Source organism: Lysobacter yananisis, from assembly GCF_031199375.1.
In the GTDB taxonomy this organism is placed as follows: Bacteria; Pseudomonadota; Gammaproteobacteria; order Xanthomonadales; family Xanthomonadaceae; genus Lysobacter; species Lysobacter yananisis.
The window spans coordinates 4,878,667-4,900,058 of sequence record NZ_CP133568.1 but is presented as its reverse complement, the minus strand read 5'-3'; the positions used below and the strand labels follow the sequence as shown (position 1 = coordinate 4,900,058).

Below are 21,392 nucleotides of genomic sequence, written 5' to 3'. Positions count from 1 at the left end.
GATGAAGATCCGCAGCGACATCGTCAAGGTCTACAAGGACGTGCACATCTGGGTCGGCATCGTCGCCGGCCTGATGCTGTTCGTGGCGTTCTACGGCGGCGCGATCACCATGTTCGAGAAGCCGTTGGAACGCTGGGCCACGCCGCCGGCGACGCTGGCGCCGCCGGTGCCGCTGGCGCGCGCCGACGATCTGGTCGCAGCGACGATCGCCGCGCATCCGCAAGCGGGCAAACATTATCTGGTGATGGTCGAAACCGCCGCCGACCAGCCGGCGCGGGTGATCTGGCGCGAGCCCGGCGCGCGCCGCCGCGAATTCGTCGACCACGGCGCCAGCTTCGGGCCCGGCGGCGAACTGCAGACCCAGCGCCTGGCCAAGGCGCCGGTGGCGCAGTTGATCGACACCCTGCACCAGAAGGTCGGCCTGCCGCTGCCTGATCCGGCCGTGCGCTGGATCATGGGCGCGGTGTCGCTGCTGTACGCGCTGGCCCTGGTCTCGGGCTTGATCGTGCTGCTGCCGACCCTGCTCAAGGACCTGTTCGCGCTGCGCATCGGCAAGAACATCAAGCGCCTGTGGCTGGACGTGCACAACGCGCTGGGCATCGTCAGCCTGCCGTTCCATCTGGTCATGGCGCTGACCTGCGTGGTGTTCGCCTTCCACGACGAGTTCTACGACGCGCAAGACAAAGCGGTGTACCCGCAGGGCATCCAGTGGGGGCGCGAAGAAGCCGCGCCGCCGCCGGCGCCTGGCGCGACGCCGCTGCCCGCGCAGGAACTGCTGCGGCGGGTGAACGAACAATTGCCCGGTTTCCGCGTGTTCGGCTTCGGCTTCGAGCAGCGCGACGGCCGACTGGAAGCGCATGTGACCGGCCTGGACACGCGCTACGGCACCCGCGCGCGCACCTACGCCTCGACCCACCTCGACCCGTACACCGGACAGGTCGATCCGCACGATCTGCCGGGCCACATGGGCGGCTGGGATTCGGCGGTGAATACCTTCTTCATGCTCCACTTCGGCAGCTACGGCGGCAACACCGTGCGCTGGATGTACCTGCTGCTGGGCCTGGCCGGCGCGATGCTGTTCTACACCGGCAACCTGTTGTGGATCGAATCGCGGCGCAAGAAGGACCGCGGCCAGGGCGCGCCGGCGCAGACCCGCGCGGCACGCGCGCTCGGCGCGCTGACGGTCGGGGTGAGCCTGGGCTGCGTTGCGGGCATCTCGGCCACGCTGGCGGCGACCAAGTGGCTACCGGGCCGGGTCGGCGATCTCGGCGCATGGCACGAAGGCATTTACTACGCGGTGTTCGTCGCCGCGACCGCCTGGGCGTTCGCGCGCGGCGCGGCGCGCAGCGCGGTGGAACTGGCCTGGCTGTGCGCGGCGCTGACCCTGGCGATTCCGCTGTCGAGCCTGGCCGGCGCCTGGGGCCTCGGCGGCGCCTGGAACCACGCCGGCGCCGGCGCGGTGATCGATTGCGCTGCATTGGCCGCGGTGCCGGCGTTCGCGCTGATCGCGCTGCGCACCCGCCGGCGCCTGCAGCGCGGGCACGCCGACAGCATCTGGTCGACGCGCGAGGTCGCGCCGGCCGCGTCTTCGTGAGCGAATCCGTCATGCCCTCGCTTGAACCCACACGCGTATCCCGCCTCCCCGCACGGCTGCGGATGCTGGCCGGCACCGCCGCGCTCGCGCTGTGCCTGGCCGCGTCGCCGGCGCTCGCGCAACCCGATCCGAACCAGCGCATCGGCCAGACCGTGGCCGATGCCGCGTCGCCGCACTATCGTTTCGAGCGCTTCGTGGTCGCCGACGGCGAACGGCGCTGGCGCATCCATCTCGCGATCCCGCGCCAGCGTGCCGCCCGAGACGGGTATGCGGCGCTGTACATGCTCGACGGCAACGCCGCGCTGATGGAGTTCGACGCGCCGCTGCTGGATCGACTCGCCCGTGGCCGCGCGCCGGTGCTGGCGTTCGTCGGTTACGACAACGAACTGCGCATCGACGGCGCCGCGCGCACCCGCGACTACACGCCCAGCGCGGTCGACGACGGCCTGGGGCAGGGGCCGCGCGGCGGCGGCGCGGCCGCATTCGCCGCCGCGCTGGCCGAACGCATCCAGCCCGAAGTGCGCCGCCGCGCGCGCATCGACCGCTCGCGCGAGGCGCTGTGGGGCCATTCGCTCGGCGGCCTGTTCGTGCTCGACCTGCTCTACACCCGCGCCGACGCGTTCGCGCAGTGGTTCCCGGCCAGCCCTTCGCTGTGGTGGGACAACGGCCGCGAGCTCGGCGCGCCCGAGCGGCAGTTCCTGCAAGGCGAACTGCGGCGGCCCGCGGGCGTGGCCATCATGCAAGGCGGAAGCGAACGCGCGCCGAACCGCAGCCCAGGCGATGCCGCCCGCAGCGACGACCCGCGCGTGGCCGCGCACCGCGCCCGCATCGCCGCGGTGCCGGCCGATGCCGCGCAACAGTTGGCGCAACGGCTGCAGGCCAAGCCGGGCCTGCGCGCGTGTTATCGCGAATTCGCCGGACTGGGCCACGGCCCGATGCTGCGCGCCTCGGTGCGCGCGGCGGCGTTGGCGATGGCCGGCGATCCGGCCCGTGCCTGCGCGGACGCGCAAGATCCGTCGAGTCGCGACTCATCGAGTCGCGATCCAGCGCGCGAGGCAAGCGAATCCGCGCGCGCAGCGACATCACCGGTGGAACACTGAAGGGGATCGTTCGCCGGCTTGTTGCATCCAGGGCCCGGGCATAAGCTCGCGGAACCCGCCGTCGCGCCCGTCGCGCGGCGGCGTATCCGGCGCCGTTCGCGCGCCCTCGCATACCGGACTCCCCATGACCCGTCGCTCGCTGTCCTTGCTCATCGCCGCCGCGCTCGCCAGCGCGGCGCTCGCGGCCTGTTCGCGCCCGCCGGCCGACACCGCGCCCGCGGCCGCTCCTGCCGAGGTCGCTCCTGCCGAGGCCGCGAAGCCGGCCGAGCCGGCGCCGGCCGCCCCGGCGCCGTCGGCAAGCGCCGAAGACGTCCACGCGTTCAAGATCGGCCAGCTCTCGGCCTTCGCGCTCAAGGACGGCGACATCGACGTCGCCAACGACGGCAAGACCTTCGCCGTCGGCCGTCCGCCGGCCGACGTGGCGACGCTGCTGAGCGCCAACGGCCAGCCCACCGACGCCGTGCACCTGAGCATCCAGCCGTTGCTGGTGCGCAGCGGCGAGCGGGTGCTGCTGTTCGATACCGGCGCCGGCAACGCCTCGTTCGCCCGCGCCGGGCGCCTGCAGGCATCGCTGCGCAGCGCCGGCGTCGAGCCGGGCCAGGTCACCGACATCTTCATTTCCCACGCCCATCCCGATCACATCGGCGGTTTGCTGAGCGCCGACGGCGGGTTGGCGTTCGCCAACGCGGCCGTGCATCTGTCGGCGCCGGAGTGGGCCGCGCTGCAGGCGAACAAGGACAACGCCAAACTGGCCGCGGCGCTCGCGCCGAAGGTGCAGGCGTTCGCGCCGAACGCCGAACTGGTCCCGGGCACGGTCAAGGCGGTCGCGGTGGACGGCCACACCCCGGGCCACAGCGCCTACGAGATCGCATCGGGCGAAGAACGCCTGCTGTACATCGGCGATTCCGCGCACAGCTCGATCGTCTCGGTGCAGCGTCCGCAATGGACGATCCAGTTCGACGGCGACGCGCCCAAGGCCGAAGCCAGCCGCGTCGCCCTGCTCAAGCGCATCGCCGACGGCAATCTGCACGTGTACGCCGTGCACTTCCCGTTCCCGGGCCTGGGCCGGATCAAGGCGCAGGGCGAGGGCTTCGTGTGGGTGCCGGACGCGTGAGCCGGCCTCGCGGCGCCGCGATGATGGCGCCGTAACCGACGCTTGTCGGCCGCGTCGCGCCGCGCGCGGCGCGAGCCGGCTTCAATCCAGCGCGCTCGAGCCCAGCGACCGGGCGCGCGGCGCCGGCCGCGACAGCACGTACGCCGCGCTCGCGGCGAAGCCCAGGCCGACCGCCAGCAGCAGCGTCAGCGACGGATGCGCGCCCCAGCAGAACAAGGCGAAGCCCAGCGCCATGCCGGCGCTGGCGAAACACTTGCCCTTGCGCGTGACCGCGCCCTGTTCGCGCCACAACCGCAACGCCGGTCCATAGCGCGGATGCGCCAGCAGGCGCCGCTCGAACGTCGGCGAACTGCGGGCGAAGCAGGCGACGGCGAGGATCAGGAAGATCGTGGTCGGCATCACCGGCAGCAGCGCGCCGATCGCGCCCAGCGCGAGCATCAGCCAACCCAGGGCGAACCACAGCCAGCGCATCAGCGCGGCGCCGTCGGTTCGCCGCCGCGCGCGCTCATGCGAACTCGGCCTCGACGTGGCCGCGCACGCTGCGGAACGCGGCTTCGGCGCCGGCGACGACGTCACGCTCCTGCGCCGCGTCCAGCGCCGCCGAGTCGAGCGCGGCGGTGAACTCGCGCCAGTGCCGGGCCACGCCGTCGGGATGGGCGGCGAGGTGGCGGGCGCCGAATTCGCGGTCCAGCCCCAGCTTCGCGGCGAGCTTGTACAGCACGCTGCCGCCGAGGTTGGAGCCCTCGGCGACGTACAGCCAGCCCAGCGCCTGCGCCAGCGGCAGGCCGGCTTCGGCCTGGGGTCGCGCGGGCGTCGGCAGTGCCTGGCCGAGGTCGCGCAGGTCGCTGGCGATCTGGTCCAGGCGCCGGCGCCCGGCGAGGTCGGGCAGCAGCGCATCCAGCGCCGGATGCGCGTACAGCGCGTCGATGTCGCGATGGAAGCGGTACTGCACGCGCACGAAACGGGCGAAGCGCTCGCGGTCGGCGAAGATGTCGCCGGCCATGATGCGGCGGTCGAGCCGGTCGTGGGTGGCGCGGGTCGCGGCCTTGAGGCGTTGGCTGCGCGGCAGGTCGGTGAAGTCGCTGGCGAGGTCGTGGGCGGCCATGGAGGCGATCGGGCAGATGACGGCGGACTTCCGCGTGGCGGAAGGAGTTCATATACCCAAGGACGTTCCGGGCGGCGGAACTCCCAACCCGCGCCGGCGCGCAAAGCGGTTGCCGGCCGATCCGGCAAGCTCCGCAGCGGCGTGCGCGGACCCGCGGCGTTTACGGATTCGACGGTCGGCAGCGCCGTAGTCCCGGCCGCTGGCTCGCGCTGCGGGCGCGGCTAGCGGCCGTTGCGCGCGCGCAGATCCTCGATGCTGTCCGGCGCCAGCCACAGCAGGGTATTGAGGTAGTCCTCCAGGCAATCGAGCAGGGATTGGCGCGGCCCCTGGCGCCAGGCGTCGGAGGAATAGAACGCGTCCTGCTGCGCGTTCAGTTGCGCGCGGTCGGCATAGGCGCGGATCAAACAGTAGCTGTCGTGCTCATGGTCGCTGCGCACGAACGCGACCACGTCCATGCCGCTGGCGCGCAGCATCGGCAGCGTCTGCGCCATGGCGGTTTCGAAACGCGGGCCGTGGCCCGGCTTGAGCCGGTAGGTGCGGATTTCCACGAGTCGGGCGGGCGCTGGCGCGATGGTCATGATCGCGATCTCCGGAATGCGGGCGGCGCGTGTTGCGGCGCATCGCGCGGGCACTATACCCCCGTCGCCGGTGCGCGCGGATCGCAGTGCGGCATGATCGCGCGCACAGTTCATCTGCGTCGTGGTCGCGCAATCGAAACTTCATTGCACTTTCGTGCGTACGTCGTGGGCCCGCGCGCCGGCTTCGGCGTTGTATGGTGCCCGCGCGGCGAACCGCCGCGCGCAAGCGTAGGGAGGATTACGATGCAACGATTCAAGCTGATCGTATTGGGCGCGCTGCTGGCGGCCTCCGCCGGCACCGGCGCGGCCACCCAGACCCAGGGCTGCTTCTGCTCGACCATCTATTACGACGACGCCGGCAACACCGTCGGCGTGCGCCAGCCGGAGGCCTGCGGCGATCCGGGATACGGACCGACCACCAAGAAGTACAAGGTGGTCGCCGGCTGCGTCATGTAAGACGCGCGGCATCGATTCGAACGAAGCCGTCCGGCATGGCCGGGCGGCTTCGTCGTTCTTGGCGGCGCTCAACCCAGCGCGGTATCGAGCACCATCATCAGCACGAACCCGATCATCAGGCCGGCGGTGGCGAAGCGCTCGTGCCCCTTGCGGTGCGATTCGGGAATGATCTCGTGGCTGATCACGAACAGCATCGCGCCCGCGGCGAAACCCAGCCCCCACGGCAGCAGCGCCTGCGAATGCCCGACCACGGCCGCGCCGAGCACCGCGCCGACCGGTTCGATCAGGCCGCTGGCCGCGCCGATGAACACCGCCAGCCCGCGTCCGTAGCCGGCCGCCAGCAACGCCACCGCGACCACCAGGCCTTCGGGCACGTCCTGGATGGCGATGCCGATCGCCAGCGCGTTGGCCCGCACCGCGCCCTCGTTGCCGGCGTAGCCGACGCCGATGGCCAGGCCCTCGGGCAGGTTGTGCAGGGCGACGGCGAATACGAACAGCCAGGTCCGGCGCAAGGTGCCCGGCGCCTGGCCTTCGCGGCCCTTGATGAAGTGCTCGTGCGGGACCAGCCGGTCGACCAGCATCAACGCCGCGCCGCCCAGCAGCACCGCCGCGCCGATCACCAGGCTGGCGCCGCGTTCGCCGCCGCCGAACCAGGTCGTCGTCTGCGCCGCGGCGAGGCCGGGAATGATCAGCGAGAACGCGCACGCCGCCAGCATCACCCCGGCGCCGAAGCCGAACAAGGTGTCCTGGGTGCGCTCGGACAGGCGCTGCGAGAACCACACCGGCAACGCGCCCAGCGCGGTCGCGGCGGCCGCGACCGCGCCGCCGACGAAGGCCTCGCGCACCGCCGGCATGCTGCCGAGCCAGCGCCACAGGTCCGACAGCATCGCCGCCGCGCCGAGCGCCAGGATCGCCACGCCGCACCATTGCGCCGGCGTCAGCCGGCGCAGGCCGTCGCGCTCGCCGGCCGCCGCGGATTGCCCGCGTTCAGCGCTGCGCCGCTGCATGACGTCTCGCCACTTCCGGCCAATGCACCACGTTGTAGAACGCGGCGATGTAGTCCGGGCGCCGGTTCTGGTACTGCAGGTAATACGCGTGTTCCCACACGTCGAGGCCGAGGATCGGGGTGGCGCCGGAACCGATCCCGCGCATCAGCGGGCTGTCCTGGTTGCCGCTGCTTTCCACCGCCAGGCGGCCGCCGGCGTCGACCGTCAGCCACGCCCAGCCGCTGCCGAAGCGGGTCAGCGCGGCCTTGGTGAAGGCGTCCTTGAACGCGTCGAAGCCGCCCAGTTGCGCATCGATCGCCTGCGCCAGCGCGCCGTCCGGCGCGCCGCCGCCGCCGTGCTCGGGCGGCGCCATGACCGTCCAGAACAGGCTGTGGTTGGCGTGGCCGCCGCCATTGTTGCGCACCGGCAGGCGCAACGCCTCGGGCAGGGCGTCGATGTCGGCGATCAGGGTTTCGGCCGGCACGTCTTCGTATTCGCCGCCTTTCACCGCGGCGTTGAGGTTGGCGATGTAGGTCTGGTGGTGGCGGCTGTGGTGGATCTCCATCGTCTTCGCGTCGATGTGCGGTTCCAGCGCGTCGTAGGCGTAGGGCAGGGCGGGAAGCTGGTGCGGCATGGTCGGTATCCGTGCGGGTGAAGAGATCAATGCGTGGCCGAGCCGGGATCGCTGCGCGCCAGCGCCGCCGCGCTCTCGCGCAACGCGACCTGGGTGCGGGCGCAGACCCCGCGCGCGCTCTGCCAGTCGAGCAGGGCCAGGCGGGTGCGGCCGAGGTGGCGCAGCGCGCAGCGCCGCACGGCGTCGCCGGCGCGCGGGTCGCAGGCAATGCCGGTCAGCGCCTCATGCGCCAGGCACAGCTGCTCGCGCGCGCGCTCGGGATCGCGCAGGCGGCGATGGGTTTCGGCCAGGTTGTGATGCGACACCACGCGCGCGGCGAGCAGTTCGTCGGGCGCGACGGCGAGCGCCGCGCGCCAATCCGGCGCATCGACGACGCGCAAGGCTTGCCGGTACAGGCGCTGGGCGTGGGCGAGCTGGCGCCGGTCGAACGCGGCGTTGGCCTGGCGGGTGAGTTCGCGCCACTGCGCGAGGGCGTCGCGAGCGGCGGTCTGTGCGGTGGCGGCGGGGGCTGGCTCTGGCGCCGGCGCGAATGGATCGGGCGCGGGCGAGGCGGGCGGAGATCGAGTACGCATGGGCGGCTCCTCGGTGACAAGGGGCCCTTTGCGTGACGACACGGTGCGTACTCAGGCGCGGGAATGATAGGCACGCCGCGCGCGCTACGTCCAGCCGCGCGGCGGCGCCGATCCTGCCGACGGCTTCGCAGTTTGCGCCAACGGGCGGCAGGCCCGCGTTCGCGCGCGGCGCCCGCGTGCGTACGCGGGCGTGTGCGGGCGCCGCGGCGGGTTTACTGCAGCGTCGCGTTGCGGTGCTGCTGGTTCAGTTGCGGTCCCGACGGATTGTTCTGTTCGTGGACGATCCGGTTCAGATCGACCGTGCTCTGGGCCAGCGACTGTTGCTTGGCGCCCTGGGCGTCGGCCCAGACGAACTGGTTGTTCTTCGGATCGCCCTGGATCGCGAACACCCGGGTGCCGTCGTCGCTTTGGGCGACGTGGTCGATGTTGAGGCGATAGTGGGTCGCGGCCACCGCCAGGGTGCCGGCGACGTTGCTGCGTTCCTGCGCGGTCATGGCCTGGCCGAAGCTGGTTTGTTCCAGCTTCCCCAGCGCCTGGGTGTACGGCCCGTAGCCGGGCTGGCCGAAGTCGCTCATGAGCTGTTGCGGCGAGGGATAGTTGCGGCCGAGTTCGCGCAACTGCTGCTTGAGCTGCGGCGACAGCAGGCCGCCTTCTTCGCCGAGGAAGCCCTTGAACTCGCCGCGCTTTTCCGGCGCGATCTTCTCGTCGCGGTAGTCGCCCGAGGCCTGGATCTCGAAGTCGTGCGAGCTGTTGACCCCGCGCGCGACCAGGCGCAGGTTGCTGGTGTCGTTGTAGCCGTCCAGCGCGTCGGCCTTGCTCAGCCCGCCGCGCCCGGCGTGCTTGGCCATCTCCGGGCCCAGCAGTTCGAACGGAATTTCGTGGTCGATGTCGAAGGCGTCGCGGGTGCACAGCTGGCCCGAGGCCTGGCAGAAGAACAGCGGCACCTTGCTCTTGTCGCCGGTCTGCGGATGGCGCACCTCGACTTCGCCGGCATAGCACTCCTGCAGCTTGGCCTGGTACCACTTGCCCAGCACCGCCGCATCGAAGCTCAGGCCCGTGCGGCCGTCCTCCGGCTTCCACGGCTGCTCCATGGTGGTGCGCTTGCGCACGCTGCCATCCACGTCCGGATCGAAGCCGGGCCGGTTGGTCTTGGGATCGAACGCGAAGCGGTCTTCGACCCACTGCTTCCATTCCGGCGAATCCGCGCCGTGGGTATCCAGCACGCGAAACGCGGCGTCGCGGGCGCGGTTCACCGGCGCCGGCAGCAGGCGCAGGTTGTCGACGTCGTTGTAGGCCATCATCGCCTCGGCCTGGCTTTTCACCCCGCGTTCGACGAAGTGGTCCTTCCACTGCGCGACGTGGTCGATGTCGAGCGCGTCGGCGCTGTGCCAGGTGCCGGTCTGCTCGTGGTGGTAGAGCATCAGCGAGCCCTTGCCGGGCAAGGTCACGCCCTGCGGGGCCATGTGCTCGCTGGCCCAGCTGTTGTGCATGTATTCGGACGTGGAGTCGTAGAAGCTCAGGCCCTTGCGGTTGCCGCTGCCGTCCCAGTCGCGGTCCTGCAAAGCCTTGCCGTGGCGGGTCGGCGACAGGTCTTCCCAATGCACCAGGGTGACGGTTTCGCCGCTTTTCAGCGTCTTCTCTTCGAGGGTGAAGCCCATGAGGTTGCTCCCGTTGGCGGCGCGCGCGGCGCCGGGCACCGCGCGCATGCAGTCCGGCGCGGCCATCGACGTGAGGCTTTACGCGCAAACCGCCGCGATCCGGCCACACGGGCGGCGGCGAGGACGCGCAGCCGCTATCCTGTGCGCCCACGCAGGCAGGAACCGAACCGATGCGCCGTCTACTCGCCATCCTCCCGTTGTCGCTCGCCGTCGCCTCGTTCGCCGTCGCTGCCGCGCCGCCGCCGGCGCCGCAGCCGGTGTTCGACGTCCACGTCCATCTGCGCGAAGGCGAGGCCTCGCTGAAGACCTACGAGCGCGAAGTCGCCGACGCCAAGCTCAAGCTCGCCGGTTTCGCCGGCATGTGGTTCGGCGGCCCGTATCAGGCGCTGCAGGGCGATCCGGACGCGATCCGCCGCGCCAACGACGCCCACATCGCGCTCGCGGCCAAGCACCCGGAGATGCTGGCGGTGGCGACCGTGCACCCCTACGACGGCCAGGCCGCGCTCGATGAGTTGGCGCGCGTCGCCGGCCGCGGGGTCAAGGTGCTGAAGCTGCACCCGCACACGCAGCAATTCGACGCCGCCGATCCGCGCGTGCTGCCGCTGGTGCGCAAGGCCGGCGAGCTGGGCGTGGTGGTGCTGTTCGACAACGCCAACATCCTGCCCGGCGACAGCGAGCGCCTGTTCAACGTGGCCATCCAGGCGCCGAAGACCCGCTTCATCTTCGCCCATATCGGCGGCATGAACTTCCGCTTCTGGAACATACTGGCGCTGGCGCGCACCGCCGACGACTTCTTCGCCGACAACATCTTCTTCGACATTTCCGCCACCGCGGTGCTGATGGCAGACTCGCCGGTCGAGAAGGAGTTCGTGTGGACCCTGCGCAACGTCGGCATCGGCCAGGTGCTGCTGGGTTCGGACTATCCGCAGCTGCCGCTGGCCAAGGCGGTCGATGCGCTCGACCGCCTGGACCTGACCGATGAGGAGAAGGAGAAGATCCGGATCGGCAACGCGCGCCGGCTGTTCGGCCTGCGCTGAGCCGTCCGGGGCGGCGATCAGTACGGGCTCGCGGTCGGACGCACGATCAATTCGCTGACATCCACGTGCGCGGGCTGTTCGACCGCGTAGGCCACCGCTTCGGCGATGGCCTGCGCGGGCAGGGCGACCTCGCGGAACGCCTTCATCGCCTCGCGCGCGCCGGCATCGGTGATGGTGTCGGCCAGTTCCGACTCGACCACGCCCGGCGAGACCACGGTGACGCGGATGGTGTCGGTCTCCTGGCGCAGGCCGTCGGAGATCGCCCGCACCGCGTACTTGGTCGCGCAGTAGACCGCGGCGTTCGGCCACACCGCGTGGCCGCCGATCGACGACACGTTGACGATCTGGCCGCGGCTGCGCGCCTGCATGCCCGGCAGCGTCGCGGCGATGCCGTGCAGCACGCCGCGCACGTTGACGTCGAGCATGCGGTCCCATTCGTCGATCTTCAGCGCGCTCAGCGGCGACAGCGGCATCACCCCGGCGTTGTTGACCAGTACATCGACCGGGCCGAAGCGCTCTTCGGCGAAGGCGACGAAGCCTTGCATATCGTCCAGGCGGGTCACGTCGAGCTCGCGCCAGGCGACCTGCGCGCCGGCGCCGGCGAGTTCGCGGCACAGCGCGTCCAGGCGCTCGCCGCGGCGCGCGCCGACCACGACGCGGTGGCCGCGCCGGGCCAGCTCGCGCGCGGTGGCCTCGCCGATGCCGCTGCTGGCGCCGGTGACGAGGATGGTTTTCGGGGAAGCGGTAACGAGGCTCATGGTGGAATTCCTGTCGGGGGAGGCGGCACCGGTGCGGCGCCGCGGTGAGGCAAATGCTAGGCAGCGGGCGGGGGCGGGCTAAGACCCGATCGTGGCCGGTCCTTGCCCATTCCTATCGAGCCGGCCATGCACGCCCGCGCCGGCCGGTGGGGCGGCGGTATAGTCCTTGCCTGTTCCGCACGCCGCCCCGTTGCCCATGTCCGCCACCGATTCCGCCGCGCGCCGCGCGCGCATGGTCGAACTCGTCGCCCGGCTCGCGCCCGGCGAGGGCTACACCCGTTCGCGCCTGGATTCGGTGAGCCTGATGCGCTGCGAGCGGCCGGTGCAGCGCACCCCGGCGCTGTACGAGCCGAGCATCGTGATCGTGGTGCAGGGCCGCAAGCGCGCGTTCCACAACGACCGCGCCTACGTCTACGACGCCCAGCACTACCTCGCGCTGGCGGTGCCGCTGCCGTTCGAGACCGAGACCGAGGCCAGCGCCGACGAGCCGATGTTCGGCATCGCCCTGCGTATCGATCCCAGCGCGATCGCCGAACTGGCGCTGTCGCTGGATCGGATGCGCCCCGACAGCGAGGTGCCGCCGGCGACGATGGTGGCCTCGCCGATGGACGAACGCATGAGCGACGCCGCCGTGCGCCTGCTCGAAGCGCTGTGCGATCCGGCCGAAAGCGCGCTGCTGGCGCCGGCGATCGCGCGCGAGATCGCGTTCCTGGCGCTGACCGGCGAACAGGGCGGCAGCCTGCGCGCGGCGATGGCGCAGGGCGGCCATTTCGGCCGCATCGCCAAGGCATTGCGCCGCATCCACGACCAGTACGACCGCAAGCTCGACGTGACCAGCCTAGCGGGCGAGGCGAGCATGAGCGTGCCGGCCTTCCACGCGCGCTTCAAGGCGGTCACCGCCGCCTCGCCGATCCAGTACATCAAGGCCATGCGCCTGCATCAGGCGCGCCTGCTGATGATCCGCAACGGCTGCGCCGCCGCCGACGCGGCGCGCCGGGTCGGCTACGAGAGCGCGTCGCAGTTCAACCGCGAGTTCAAGCGCATGTTCGGCCGGCCGCCGCTGGAAGAGGCGCGGCAACTGCAGCGCATCCTGCGCGTATCCGAGCCGGTGCAGGCGACCGCGGGCCGCGCCGCGCGCTCGTCCTGAGCGCCGACCGCGCTGGCCGGCCTCACTAGAATGCGACCTGCGCGCGCAGGCCCAGGGTGCGGCCCGAATCCGGCCCCTGGAACGCGCCGACCTTGTTGTCGGTCTTCCAGAACACGTAGTTGAGCATCAGCCGCGACCAGTCGTTGAGATACCAGTTCACGCCCAGCGTCCAGGCATCGCCGTCGCCGCCGCGGGCGGCGTCGGTGAAGTCGTAGCGGTCGTAGCGCACTGCCAGTTCGAATGCGCCGATGCCGCCTTGATCGACCGGCCGCAACACCCGGGTCGCGGTCCACACGCCCGAGCGGCGGCTGAAGCCGGGCTTCTCGCCGGTCAGCAGCCAGCCGGCGTAGACCGAACTGGCCTTGTGCCGCACCTCGCCGACGCTGTCGGATTCGATCGTGCGCACCGAGCGTTCGCCGAACAGCCAGCCGCTGCGGTACACCGCGCCGAGTTCCGTGCCCCAGGCACGGTCGTTGTCGACGTTGGCGATGCTGCTGGCCGAGACCCGCACCTGATCGTTCCAGCCCAGCGCGACCGGCGAAGTCTTGTTGATGCTGGCGACATCGGCGCCGAGTTTCTCGTACCAGTACCAACCGCCGAGATGGACGAAGCCGTCGCCACCCCTGAGCGGATTCCAGTGCGCGCGGGCGAGGTAGGCGACGGCGTCGCTGGCGTCGCCCGCATTGCCGACATCGTCGCCGGTCAGGGCGAGGCTGGCGTGCCAGCCGTCGCCGAACACTTTCGCGCTGAGCCCGAGGCCGAAGTAGCCGCTCTGCATGCCGCCGACCGAGGCCACTGCGTTGCGCTCCATAAACGGCGTGGCGACGCCGCTGGTGGCGCCGTCGAGGCTGCGGTCCTTGAGCTTGTTGCCGAGATAGAACTCGACCGCGTGTCCGCCCAGGCGGGTGTCGTAGGAGAGATAGGCGTCCTTGAGCGTGACTTCGTTGCCGGCGAAATCGGCTTCGACCTTGTAGCCCAGCGGTCCGAATTCGCCTTCCGCGCCGAGGCGCGCGCTGGCGAGGTCGCTGCCGGACAGGTTGCGCGCGCCGAACGAAGAGCCGCGGGTGAACGTCTGGTCGAGCAACAGGCGGCCGCGTGGGCGGAACGTCATCCGGCCGTCGCCGCTGCTGAATTCCGGCGCGCCCTTGCGCCAGTTCATGCGCGCACCGTCGCCGCTGCCGCCGCCGGTCGCCGCTTGCTGCGCCACCTGCGCTTGCAGGATCGCCAGTTCGTCGTCGCGAGTATCCGCGACCGCGGCGGCGACCTGCGCCTGGATCGGATCCGTTGCGACGGGCTCCGCGGCCTGGCGGCGTTCGAGTTCGGACAGGCGTTGGCTGAGTTCGCGGATCTGCTCGGCCTGTTGCCGCACCAGCGCGCGCAGGTCGGCGTCGCTGGCGGGGGCGTTGGCGGAGTCGGCGGCGAACGCGGGCGCCGCGCACGCGGCGAGGCTCAAGGCCAGCGCGTACGCGGCCCGGTCGGTGTGGCTCATGGCGATGGCTCCCCAGGATCGCGGCGCGCCGAACCAAGCCGGCGCGCCGTTGCGGTGTTGCGGTGTCAGTCCCCGTCCGCGTCGTCGCGGCGTGCGGACGGCTTCGGTTTCGCGGGCTGGTCTTGCGCGGGCGCCGCGGCCGCCGCGCCGAAGAAGCCGTGGCTGCGCGCCCAGTGCGCGAACAAGCGCGGCCACTGCGCGACCAAGGTCCCCGGCTGGCCCAGTCCCCAACTGTGGCCGCCGCGTTCGAACGCATGCAGTTCCACCGGCACGCCGATCGCGCGCGTCGCCTGGAACATCGCCAGGCTGTGGCCGATGTCGGCGATCGGATCGTCCGCCGCCTGGGCCAGGAACACCGGCGGCATGTCGCGGCGCACGTGCGCTTCGACCGAATACGCCTCGACCGCGTCGGCCTGCTTGCCGAGTTCGCGGCGCGAGCGGGTGGTGTCCAGCGGCGGCTTCAGCGACACCACCGGATAGATCATCGCCAGGAAGTCCGGGCGCGCGGATTCGCGGTCGGCCGCGTCCAGCGGCGGATACAGCGGCGCGTCGAAGCGGGTGCCGACGATGCCGGCCAGATTGCCGCCGGCCGAGAAGCCAATCACGCCGATGCGCTGCGGATCGACGCCGAGTTCCGCGGCGCGCGCGCGCATCAGCCGCATCGCCCGCTGCCCGTCCTGGAACGGCGACACCGGGCTCCAGCCGTCGCCGGGCAAGCGGTAATACACCACCGCCGCGGTCACGCCGATGGATTGCAGCCACAACGCGGTCGGCCGCGCCGCGCCGCCGATCTGGATGCGGAAATAGCCGCCGCCGCCGAAGATCACCGCGGCGCTGCCGTTGGGGCGCTCGGGGCGGTAGATCTCCATGCGCGGCTGCGAGACGTTCGACACCGCGCCGCTGGCGCTGCCGTCGCGGCCGGTGCGCTCTGGCCCGCGCACCGGCGAGGGCCACTGGTCGGCCGGCCACAACGGGACAACCTCCGGCGCCGGCGGCGCGGCATGCGCCGGCAGCGCCGCGGCGGCGGCGGACATAGCGAAGGCGCAAGCCCAAGCGAACGCGGTTTTCATCGGACCGGCGTCTCCGGCGGGGTTTCAGGACAGCGCAGTTGTAGGCGCAGCCGGCGTCCGCGCCGATAGCCTATTGGTAGTACCGGCCGCGCCGCCGCCGGCATCGTGAAGATCGTGACCGGCGTGGGCCGATACGCATTTGACAGCCGTCGAGAGCGCTGTCTAGAGTCGGGCGGTGGTCGTTCGCAGCAGTCCCGCATCGCGGGCCCGCCCGCGGCACAAGCGGCCACGACGCTTGAAATCGAGGCCTGGCACGGCGGATTTCGATGCATGCGACACCGCTGTCCGGGCGACATCCAGTACTCAGGGAGGAACAGCAATGCAAAGCAACGATCTGGTGTCGGGCTGGCTCACCGGCGCCGAAACGGTCATGGGCTTCGACAACCCGGCCGGTCCGCTGTACCTGGAAGGCGAGAACGCGGTCGAAGACGCGGCGCGCGCGCCGATCACCCATTCCACCTCGATCTCGACCTGCCCGACCGGCCGCTGCTACTGCTGCATGTAAGCCGGATCGGAACCGGCTGGGGTCCGGTCTGATCCGACGGTTCGTCCACGCCGGTCGCTAGTTTCGGCGCGCAGCCTTCGCGGGCTGCGCGTCGTTTCGGCGCCGCATCGGCGACGAGCCCGCTTCGCGCCCGAACCCGCCACGCCGCCGCATCCGCTACGAATCCGACACTCACCGACACCGCGCCGCGTTCACGACGCGCCGCGGCGATGCGTGTCGCGCGCACCGCACCAACCGCAATCTTCCATACCGTCTGCAAAGGATCGTCGACACGATGGCCGAACCCGAGATCCAGGAGGGCTTCGGCCCGATCATCGACCACTTCACCGCCACTGCGCGCGAGGCGCTCGACGCCGAACTCGCCGCGCGCTGCGGCGATCTCGATCCGCGCGAAACCGAACTGATCCGCGCCGCCGGCGCGCACGCCTTCTACGCCAGCGCGCGGCTGAAACTCAACCGCGTGTTGCTGCTGGAACTGCACGCCGCCAAGCACTTGGGCGAACTCACCGCCGCCGACGAGCCCGGCCGCTTCGCCCAGTTCGTCGCCAAGGCGCTGAGCCCGCAGTTCGCGCAGACCGTCGAACAACGCTACCCGCCGTTGTCGCAGCGCCTGCAACGCTCGCTGCGCCAGCAAGGCGCCGCGATCGCGACCCTGGCCGCGCGCATCCACGCCGACCGCGACGCGCTGGCGGCGCTGATCGGCCGCGCGCCCGGCCGGCTGCTGTCGATCAAGCTCGGCGAGGGCGACCTGCACGCCGGCGGCCAGACCGTCGCCAAGCTCGCGTTCGAAGGCGGGCAGGCGATGTACAAGCCGCGCTCGCTGGTCATCGATGCGATTACCGACGGCTTCCTCGCCAAGGTGTTCGAACACGACGGCCGCATCCGCGTGCCCGCCGTGCTCGACCGCGGCGACTACGGCTGGGCCGCGTTCGTGCAGCACCGTTATTGCGACGGCGAAGCCGAACTGCGCGCGTTCTACCGCGGCCTCGGCCACTGGCTGGCGCTGCTGCGCCTGCTCGGCGGCACCGACATCCACCTGGAAAACCTGATCGCCGCCGGCCCGGTGCCGGTGGTGGTCGACGTCGAAAGCCTGTTCGCGCCCGAGCGCCCGGCCGCGGCCTCGCGCTTCGGCCAGGCCTACGACCGCGCCCAGGACCTGATCCAGAACTCGGTGCTGCGCACCGGCATCGTCCCGTTCCGCTCGCGTGTGATGGGCGCCGGCCAGGCCGACCTGTCCGCCGCCGGCTCGCTGCCGGGCGAACAGCCGCAGCTGCAGGTCCCGGTGATCGTCGGCGACGGCACCACCGACGCGCGCGTGCAGATGGTCGAGACCGCGATGGACATCTCGCAGAACCATCCCAGCCCGAACCCCGAGGTGTCGCGCTACTGGGACGAGATCAGCGACGGCTTCCTCGAAGCCTCGCAGCGCCTGCGCGAGCTCGACGCCGACGGTCGCCTCGCGCAGTGGCTGTCCGCGTTCGAAGGCTGCCAGGTGCGCGACGTGCGCCGCACCACCCAGCTCTACGTCGAAGTCGGGCGCATGCTCTGGCACCCGGCCTCGCTGCACGAAGAAGACAAGGCCATCGAACGCGCGCGCAAACTGTTCGCCGCCAGCGCCGGCGGCCCGCCGCCGACGCCCGAACAGATCGCCCGCGAGATCGACGACCTGCGCCACGGCGACATCCCGCTGTTCGTCGCCCCGCTGAGCGCCGCGCGCATCGCCCAGACCCTCGACGGCTGGCGCCGCATGCGGATCGAACTGGAAGACATGACCATCCGCAGCTCGCTGGTCGTGACCCAACTCAACAGCGGCGCCGACGGCCCCGGCGAACGCGACAGCCGCTCGCATTACGCCCGCAACGTCCGCCGCGACAACCTCGAACAACGCCGCCGCGCGCTCGCCGCCGACATCGTCGAACGCCTGCTGCGCGTGTCCGTGCGCGGCGACGACGGCTCGGTGACCTGGATCTCGCCGGAAAGCTTCGGCGGCTCCGGCTGGCACGTACAACCGCTCGGCGGCGACGCCTACTTCGGCCTCGGCGGCATCGCCGTCGCCCTGGCCGGCTACCGCCACGAAGTCCACGCCGGCCGCGCCGACCCCGTCGCCGGCCTCGACGAAGCGCTGGAAGGCGCGATCCACTCCTTCCACACCCTGACCGAAGTCGACACCCCGCCGACCGTCGGCGGCCTCAGCGGCGACGGCAGCCGCATCTGGGCCTGGCTGGTCCTGCACGGCCTGCTCGACCGCCCGCAGTTGCTAGACAACGCCGTAAAGAGCGCCGAAACCCTGGAACGCAAAGGCTTCGACGACGACCCGAGCCTGGACCTGTCCGACGGCAGCAGCGGCGCCATCGTCCCGCTGATCGAACTCGCCCGCGCCAGCGGCGACCCCCGCTGGCTGGCCCTGGCCGCGCGCGCCGGCGAACGCCTGGAATCGTTGGCCCAACGCGACGAGCGCGGCCTGGCCTACTGGCGCCTGCCAGGCTACGACGATCCCATCGGCGGCTTCGCCCACGGCGCCTACGGCATCGGCTGGGCGCTGGCGCGCCTGGCGCTGAGCGACGCTGGCAGCGCCGAGGACCGCCAGCGCTGGCGAGCGCTCGCCGATGGCGCCTTCGCGTTTCAGGATTCGATGTATGACGCCGCCGTTGGCAACTGGCGCGATGTGCGTATGGTCAACACCATCAACTTTCCGACTTGGTGCAATGGCGGCGTTGGCATTGGCCTCGCTGCGGCGGACCTCTATGCCCGCACTGGCGACGCCGTTGCGTTACGAGATATGCGCCGCGCGGTGGCGGTTTCGCGAGGGCAGTGGGGGTTCACCCATACCCTGTGCCATGGCGATTTTTCGTTGTGGCAATTGATGGCGCGTGGGGCGCGGCTCGATCCCAAGGAATGTGCGGGCGACCTCGAAGAGGCGACTGCGCAGGTGGTGTCGGCGATCGAGGAGCATGGGATCGTGGGTGGGATTACCCGGCGGGCGTTTACCCCGGGGTTGATGACCGGGTTGGCGGGGGCGATTCATGGGTTGAATCGGTTGCATCCGGGGTGTGGGGTGGCTTCGCCGTTATTACTTGAGGGGAGGCGATATGGTGATGCGTCTGGCTAGCGGGATGACACGGCGCGATTTCTTGTTTTGCATCTAATTCGACTTTCGGCGAAAAGCGGACATTTCTAGCTGTTTGAGTGAGGTGGCGTTGCGAAGTGCTATCAGGCTCAATAAGTTTTATCCGGTTCCTGTTACACCCTCTGGTACTTCGAGCTCCTCGCTGATGATTTGGTCGTTCCTTATGGCGGTTGAGATTTGATCTCTCGCTGCATCGGAGTTCCATTGCACCAAGTTGAATTCAAAGTGTCGGGGTCGAGAATAGATTTAAGGGTGGCTCGCTCATAGTCGAGCAATGGTCGTCCGGATATGTACAGTCGCCCTTGTTCAACGTTAGGCCAGAAAATACCAACATCCGCCGAGTTCATGAATTGATAGATTTTTACGGCCTGAGGGGCGCCGCCGATGCTGTGGCTCGCGTTTGCTGAGCGAATTAGATCGCGAATTACTTCAAGTGGTTCCATATTGAACTTGCTGCCTCTAGGGGCATTCATGGCTAAACCGTATTTCTCTTGGGCCTTTTCTTTGAGTTTCTTACGAAATTCTTGCGTCCACTCGTTGTCCCCTGAGAATTCTATCTTTCCTAGAGACCCGAAGGCGTTGCTTCCTGTGCGTTCGTGAGCGGTGAATCTCCTTTCTCTGTTTGAGAACTCAATTCTCCAAATCCTAAATTTCTTATACCACCAGTCATACCCGCCAAATAGGAAAGTCGCACCAGGAATTTCCTCGCCTTTGGCATAGTTGTGCACTTCCCTTTGCATTTGGTTAAGAATGTTGATCAGGTGCGCCTTAAACTTTGACAGAGTCAGTGCGCGCGTTTGTGATGGGAGGTGGACGTCGGCTGCTGTGACCGCCGCAACTATCATTGGATATGCCCAGTCGGTGTCCCCAGCAAAGCCGATGGCTGCGTCAGTCCGCGTAAATTTGAATATCTTCTGGCAGTGATCAAATCGCTTTCCGTTGCTAAGTCGGCTGTCCGAGCAAAAAACGAGCTCTTCGGCACCGGTATCTAGAGTGCGAACCCACACGGCTGATATCGTCATAAGTCACCAGGAACTGGAAATGCCGTCTAACGCCTGTGTTAAGCCGGACCGCTAAACAGTCTTGGCTTAGATGAATTATTAGGTCGCAGTACGCTTAGCTTGGCTTGGTGGTTGTGAGACGGAAGCCCGCGAAGGGGGCGCGACGATGGTGCTTGCGATGCTGTGCGATCTGCACCCTTAGCTCCGTTAGCACGATGGCGATAGAGTGTTGAAGGCGCTGGCGTGCATCCCCTGAGATGGGCGCGCCATCAAAGGTATAGCCGTGCAACTGACCGATCATGGCTTTGATGTCTGATCGCTCTAGTGACACGCCTTCCCAATCATGGGCGAATAAGTTTCGGACCTTTCGAGCAATTTCTAGATCTTCATACTGCTCCTTAGTTAGGAGCCCAATTGAATAAGCTGCCTTCATGCGGGTTGCTAGCGTGCCCAAGGGCGCATTGAACCCTTCAACTAAGTCTTTAGATTGCTTGCAGTCAATCAAGTAGGTCAGTAGCAGCCGGCCTAGCGTGTCTTCCGCAAATGCAGCTAGCGATAGGGCAAGCCCGCGCTCATCGTGCTTCGAAAGCAGATGGTTAAAGCGGTTCAGCGAATCGAAGTCCGGGTCGCCCGACTCAGTTGGTGACAGGTCGTCATCTTTAAGGTGTTCTATCGGCACTCGCTAGTTCTCCGCAGGGGCTTAAGTATGTAATAGCTCCGCACCTGAATCCGATTGTATGGCCTGATCAAAGCGTATCTAACGGTGGGCCGTGCCTTTGATACAGATCGATCTTAGGGGCCCTGAGGGCCCCTAACAAGCAGGCGCACTATCGGACCTGCCGGCCTTGCATTCGAGCGGATCGTGTTCGCTTCAAGGCCGGAAGCGTGTACTTACATCGTCAATTGAAAGCGGGGTTTTCCGTCTGCTTCAAAACGTGATAAATATCTAAAAACGGACATTTTTGGTTGACGCCTTTTAGTTGGCGCCGCACAGTGCCGCGACCGGAGCCTCTAACTCCTCGCTCAGCGGAACCCACCCCGTTATCAGTGGGCCTTCACGCCTGACGAGGAGTCTCCGTATGTCCCGCAAGTCCAAGCGCATGCCCCCGCAAGAAGGGATGCTCATGCCCGTTGACGCGTTCAAAGCCCTCTCCGCCTTCCAGCAGGAACTGCACGGCATCGTGCGAACCCTGCAGCCCGAGGTATTGATCGAAATCGGCTACCCGGCCGGGCAGGATCACCGTTTGTTGCGTGAGGTCTTTCAGGCGCTGGCCCGGCGCCTAGACCCGGTTATGGATGCTTGTGTCTGGACGCCCTTGGAGGACGAGGCCGTCGGGCCGGTAAGGTCGGGGCGTCTGCACTGAGGCCAGTGGGTTAGGTCTTGGCGATGTCAGGGCGGTCGCCCGCTCACCAAGCCCCGGCAACCGACCGATAAAGCCCGGTTACGGCCCAGACAATACC

The 21,392-nt window shown here is 69.2% G+C and carries 21 protein-coding genes; 9 read left to right on the top strand and 12 right to left on the bottom strand.

The window, feature by feature from the left end:
- Position 1: 1 nt before the first annotated feature.
- The 3 genes from RDV84_RS20220 (at position 2) to RDV84_RS20210 (ending at position 3,808) form a co-directional block, all read left to right on the top strand.
- Positions 2-1,594: a PepSY-associated TM helix domain-containing protein gene (locus RDV84_RS20220; RefSeq protein ID WP_309151394.1), complete on the top strand. Its 1,593-nt coding sequence runs from the start codon at positions 2-4 to the stop codon at positions 1,592-1,594.
- Positions 1,595-1,656: 62 nt separating this feature from the next.
- A complete protein-coding gene (locus RDV84_RS20215) occupies positions 1,657-2,694 on the top strand; it encodes an alpha/beta hydrolase (protein WP_309151393.1) in 1,038 nt (345 codons plus the stop codon).
- A gap of 124 nt (positions 2,695-2,818) precedes the next feature.
- A complete protein-coding gene (locus RDV84_RS20210) occupies positions 2,819-3,808 on the top strand; it encodes an MBL fold metallo-hydrolase (RefSeq protein ID WP_250442568.1) in 990 nt (329 codons plus the stop codon).
- An 81-nt stretch (positions 3,809-3,889) separates the two neighbouring features.
- On the opposite strand, the gene RDV84_RS20205 is transcribed toward RDV84_RS20210, so the two are convergent.
- The 3 genes from RDV84_RS20205 to RDV84_RS20195 form a co-directional block, all read right to left on the bottom strand.
- Entirely contained in the window at positions 3,890-4,279 is a 390-nt protein-coding gene (locus RDV84_RS20205; RefSeq protein WP_309151392.1) for a YbaN family protein, read from the bottom strand.
- A gap of 34 nt (positions 4,280-4,313) precedes the next feature.
- A complete protein-coding gene (locus RDV84_RS20200) occupies positions 4,314-4,913 on the bottom strand; it encodes a biliverdin-producing heme oxygenase (RefSeq protein WP_309151391.1) in 600 nt (199 codons plus the stop codon).
- A 221-nt stretch (positions 4,914-5,134) separates the two neighbouring features.
- Complete coding sequence (locus RDV84_RS20195) at positions 5,135-5,491, bottom strand: NIPSNAP family protein (RefSeq protein ID WP_309151390.1); 357 nt, start codon at positions 5,489-5,491, stop codon at positions 5,135-5,137.
- Positions 5,492-5,734: 243 nt separating this feature from the next.
- On the opposite strand from RDV84_RS20195, the gene RDV84_RS20190 reads away from it, so the two are divergent.
- Positions 5,735-5,947 carry a DUF6289 family protein gene (locus RDV84_RS20190; RefSeq protein ID WP_057947531.1) on the top strand — a complete coding sequence of 71 codons (213 nt, stop codon included), beginning with the start codon at positions 5,735-5,737 and terminating at the stop codon, positions 5,945-5,947.
- A 68-nt stretch (positions 5,948-6,015) separates the two neighbouring features.
- On the opposite strand, the gene RDV84_RS20185 is transcribed toward RDV84_RS20190, so the two are convergent.
- From RDV84_RS20185 to RDV84_RS20170, 4 genes are all read right to left on the bottom strand, one after another.
- Positions 6,016-6,954 carry a ZIP family metal transporter gene (locus RDV84_RS20185; protein ID WP_078995732.1) on the bottom strand — a complete coding sequence of 313 codons (939 nt, stop codon included), beginning with the start codon at positions 6,952-6,954 and terminating at the stop codon, positions 6,016-6,018.
- On the bottom strand, positions 6,935-7,567 hold the full coding sequence (locus RDV84_RS20180; RefSeq protein WP_250442559.1) for a superoxide dismutase: 633 nt from the start codon (positions 7,565-7,567) through the stop codon (positions 6,935-6,937). The genes RDV84_RS20185 and RDV84_RS20180 overlap by 20 nt, the downstream gene beginning before the upstream one ends.
- Before the next feature lie 26 nt (positions 7,568-7,593).
- Positions 7,594-8,139: a hypothetical protein gene (locus tag RDV84_RS20175; RefSeq protein WP_309151389.1), complete on the bottom strand. Its 546-nt coding sequence runs from the start codon at positions 8,137-8,139 to the stop codon at positions 7,594-7,596.
- Between the two features lie 212 nt (positions 8,140-8,351).
- Positions 8,352-9,863, bottom strand: coding sequence for an XVIPCD domain-containing protein (locus RDV84_RS20170; protein ID WP_309151388.1), 1,512 nt, complete (start codon positions 9,861-9,863; stop codon positions 8,352-8,354).
- A gap of 104 nt (positions 9,864-9,967) precedes the next feature.
- Between RDV84_RS20170 and RDV84_RS20165 the strand changes: the two genes are divergently transcribed.
- Positions 9,968-10,834, top strand: coding sequence for an amidohydrolase family protein (locus RDV84_RS20165; protein ID WP_309151387.1), 867 nt, complete (start codon positions 9,968-9,970; stop codon positions 10,832-10,834).
- A 17-nt stretch (positions 10,835-10,851) separates the two neighbouring features.
- Here the strand turns inward: RDV84_RS20165 and RDV84_RS20160 are convergent, their stop codons facing one another.
- Positions 10,852-11,592 (bottom strand): SDR family oxidoreductase, encoded by a 741-nt coding sequence (locus RDV84_RS20160; protein ID WP_309151386.1) that lies wholly within the window; start codon positions 11,590-11,592, stop codon positions 10,852-10,854.
- Between the two features lie 196 nt (positions 11,593-11,788).
- On the opposite strand from RDV84_RS20160, the gene RDV84_RS20155 reads away from it, so the two are divergent.
- The gene (locus tag RDV84_RS20155) at positions 11,789-12,739 is read left to right on the top strand and encodes an AraC family transcriptional regulator (RefSeq protein WP_309151385.1); all 951 of its coding nucleotides are present in this window, start codon (positions 11,789-11,791) and stop codon (positions 12,737-12,739) included.
- 25 nt (positions 12,740-12,764) lie between these two features.
- On the opposite strand, the gene RDV84_RS20150 is transcribed toward RDV84_RS20155, so the two are convergent.
- Positions 12,765-14,228 (bottom strand): OprO/OprP family phosphate-selective porin, encoded by a 1,464-nt coding sequence (locus tag RDV84_RS20150; protein WP_309151384.1) that lies wholly within the window; start codon positions 14,226-14,228, stop codon positions 12,765-12,767.
- A gap of 65 nt (positions 14,229-14,293) precedes the next feature.
- Complete coding sequence (locus tag RDV84_RS20145; protein WP_309151383.1) at positions 14,294-15,262, bottom strand: alpha/beta hydrolase; 969 nt, start codon at positions 15,260-15,262, stop codon at positions 14,294-14,296.
- Between the two features lie 355 nt (positions 15,263-15,617).
- Between RDV84_RS20145 and RDV84_RS20140 the strand changes: the two genes are divergently transcribed.
- Together RDV84_RS20140 and RDV84_RS20135 are read left to right on the top strand one after the other, a co-directional pair.
- Positions 15,618-15,803: a DUF6229 family protein gene (locus tag RDV84_RS20140; RefSeq protein ID WP_057947538.1), complete on the top strand. Its 186-nt coding sequence runs from the start codon at positions 15,618-15,620 to the stop codon at positions 15,801-15,803.
- Between the two features lie 274 nt (positions 15,804-16,077).
- Positions 16,078-18,912: a type 2 lanthipeptide synthetase LanM family protein gene (locus tag RDV84_RS20135; RefSeq protein WP_309151382.1), complete on the top strand. Its 2,835-nt coding sequence runs from the start codon at positions 16,078-16,080 to the stop codon at positions 18,910-18,912.
- 179 nt (positions 18,913-19,091) lie between these two features.
- Here the strand turns inward: RDV84_RS20135 and RDV84_RS20130 are convergent, their stop codons facing one another.
- Positions 19,092-19,937, bottom strand: a complete 846-nt coding sequence (locus RDV84_RS20130; protein WP_309151381.1) for a hypothetical protein — start codon at positions 19,935-19,937, stop codon at positions 19,092-19,094.
- 109 nt (positions 19,938-20,046) lie between these two features.
- Complete coding sequence (locus RDV84_RS20125) at positions 20,047-20,610, bottom strand: MltR family transcriptional regulator (RefSeq protein WP_309151380.1); 564 nt, start codon at positions 20,608-20,610, stop codon at positions 20,047-20,049.
- Between the two features lie 400 nt (positions 20,611-21,010).
- Between RDV84_RS20125 and RDV84_RS20120 the strand changes: the two genes are divergently transcribed.
- On the top strand, positions 21,011-21,295 hold the full coding sequence (locus tag RDV84_RS20120) for a hypothetical protein (RefSeq protein WP_309151379.1): 285 nt from the start codon (positions 21,011-21,013) through the stop codon (positions 21,293-21,295).
- The last annotated feature ends 97 nt before the right edge of the window (positions 21,296-21,392 follow it).

What these genes read in the sequence shown, in the direction of transcription:
- RDV84_RS20220 (WP_309151394.1), top strand. Translation starts at nt 2, where the DNA reads ATGAAGATCCGCAGCGACATCGTCAAGGTCTACAAGGACGTGCACATC.
- RDV84_RS20215 (WP_309151393.1), top strand. Translation starts at nt 1,657, where the DNA reads ATGCTGGCCGGCACCGCCGCGCTCGCGCTGTGCCTGGCCGCGTCGCCG.
- RDV84_RS20210 (WP_250442568.1), top strand. Translation starts at nt 2,819, where the DNA reads ATGACCCGTCGCTCGCTGTCCTTGCTCATCGCCGCCGCGCTCGCCAGC.
- RDV84_RS20205 (WP_309151392.1), bottom strand. Translation starts at nt 4,279, where the DNA reads ATGCGCTGGCTGTGGTTCGCCCTGGGTTGGCTGATGCTCGCGCTGGGC.
- RDV84_RS20200 (WP_309151391.1), bottom strand. Translation starts at nt 4,913, where the DNA reads ATGGCCGCCCACGACCTCGCCAGCGACTTCACCGACCTGCCGCGCAGC.
- RDV84_RS20195 (WP_309151390.1), bottom strand. Translation starts at nt 5,491, where the DNA reads ATGACCATCGCGCCAGCGCCCGCCCGACTCGTGGAAATCCGCACCTAC.
- RDV84_RS20190 (WP_057947531.1), top strand. Translation starts at nt 5,735, where the DNA reads ATGCAACGATTCAAGCTGATCGTATTGGGCGCGCTGCTGGCGGCCTCC.
- RDV84_RS20185 (WP_078995732.1), bottom strand. Translation starts at nt 6,954, where the DNA reads ATGCAGCGGCGCAGCGCTGAACGCGGGCAATCCGCGGCGGCCGGCGAG.
- RDV84_RS20180 (WP_250442559.1), bottom strand. Translation starts at nt 7,567, where the DNA reads ATGCCGCACCAGCTTCCCGCCCTGCCCTACGCCTACGACGCGCTGGAA.
- RDV84_RS20175 (WP_309151389.1), bottom strand. Translation starts at nt 8,139, where the DNA reads ATGCGTACTCGATCTCCGCCCGCCTCGCCCGCGCCCGATCCATTCGCG.
- RDV84_RS20170 (WP_309151388.1), bottom strand. Translation starts at nt 9,863, where the DNA reads ATGGCCGCGCCGGACTGCATGCGCGCGGTGCCCGGCGCCGCGCGCGCC.
- RDV84_RS20165 (WP_309151387.1), top strand. Translation starts at nt 9,968, where the DNA reads ATGCGCCGTCTACTCGCCATCCTCCCGTTGTCGCTCGCCGTCGCCTCG.
- RDV84_RS20160 (WP_309151386.1), bottom strand. Translation starts at nt 11,592, where the DNA reads ATGAGCCTCGTTACCGCTTCCCCGAAAACCATCCTCGTCACCGGCGCC.
- RDV84_RS20155 (WP_309151385.1), top strand. Translation starts at nt 11,789, where the DNA reads ATGTCCGCCACCGATTCCGCCGCGCGCCGCGCGCGCATGGTCGAACTC.
- RDV84_RS20150 (WP_309151384.1), bottom strand. Translation starts at nt 14,228, where the DNA reads ATGAGCCACACCGACCGGGCCGCGTACGCGCTGGCCTTGAGCCTCGCC.
- RDV84_RS20145 (WP_309151383.1), bottom strand. Translation starts at nt 15,262, where the DNA reads ATGTCCGCCGCCGCCGCGGCGCTGCCGGCGCATGCCGCGCCGCCGGCG.
- RDV84_RS20140 (WP_057947538.1), top strand. Translation starts at nt 15,618, where the DNA reads ATGCAAAGCAACGATCTGGTGTCGGGCTGGCTCACCGGCGCCGAAACG.
- RDV84_RS20135 (WP_309151382.1), top strand. Translation starts at nt 16,078, where the DNA reads ATGGCCGAACCCGAGATCCAGGAGGGCTTCGGCCCGATCATCGACCAC.
- RDV84_RS20120 (WP_309151379.1), top strand. Translation starts at nt 21,011, where the DNA reads ATGTCCCGCAAGTCCAAGCGCATGCCCCCGCAAGAAGGGATGCTCATG.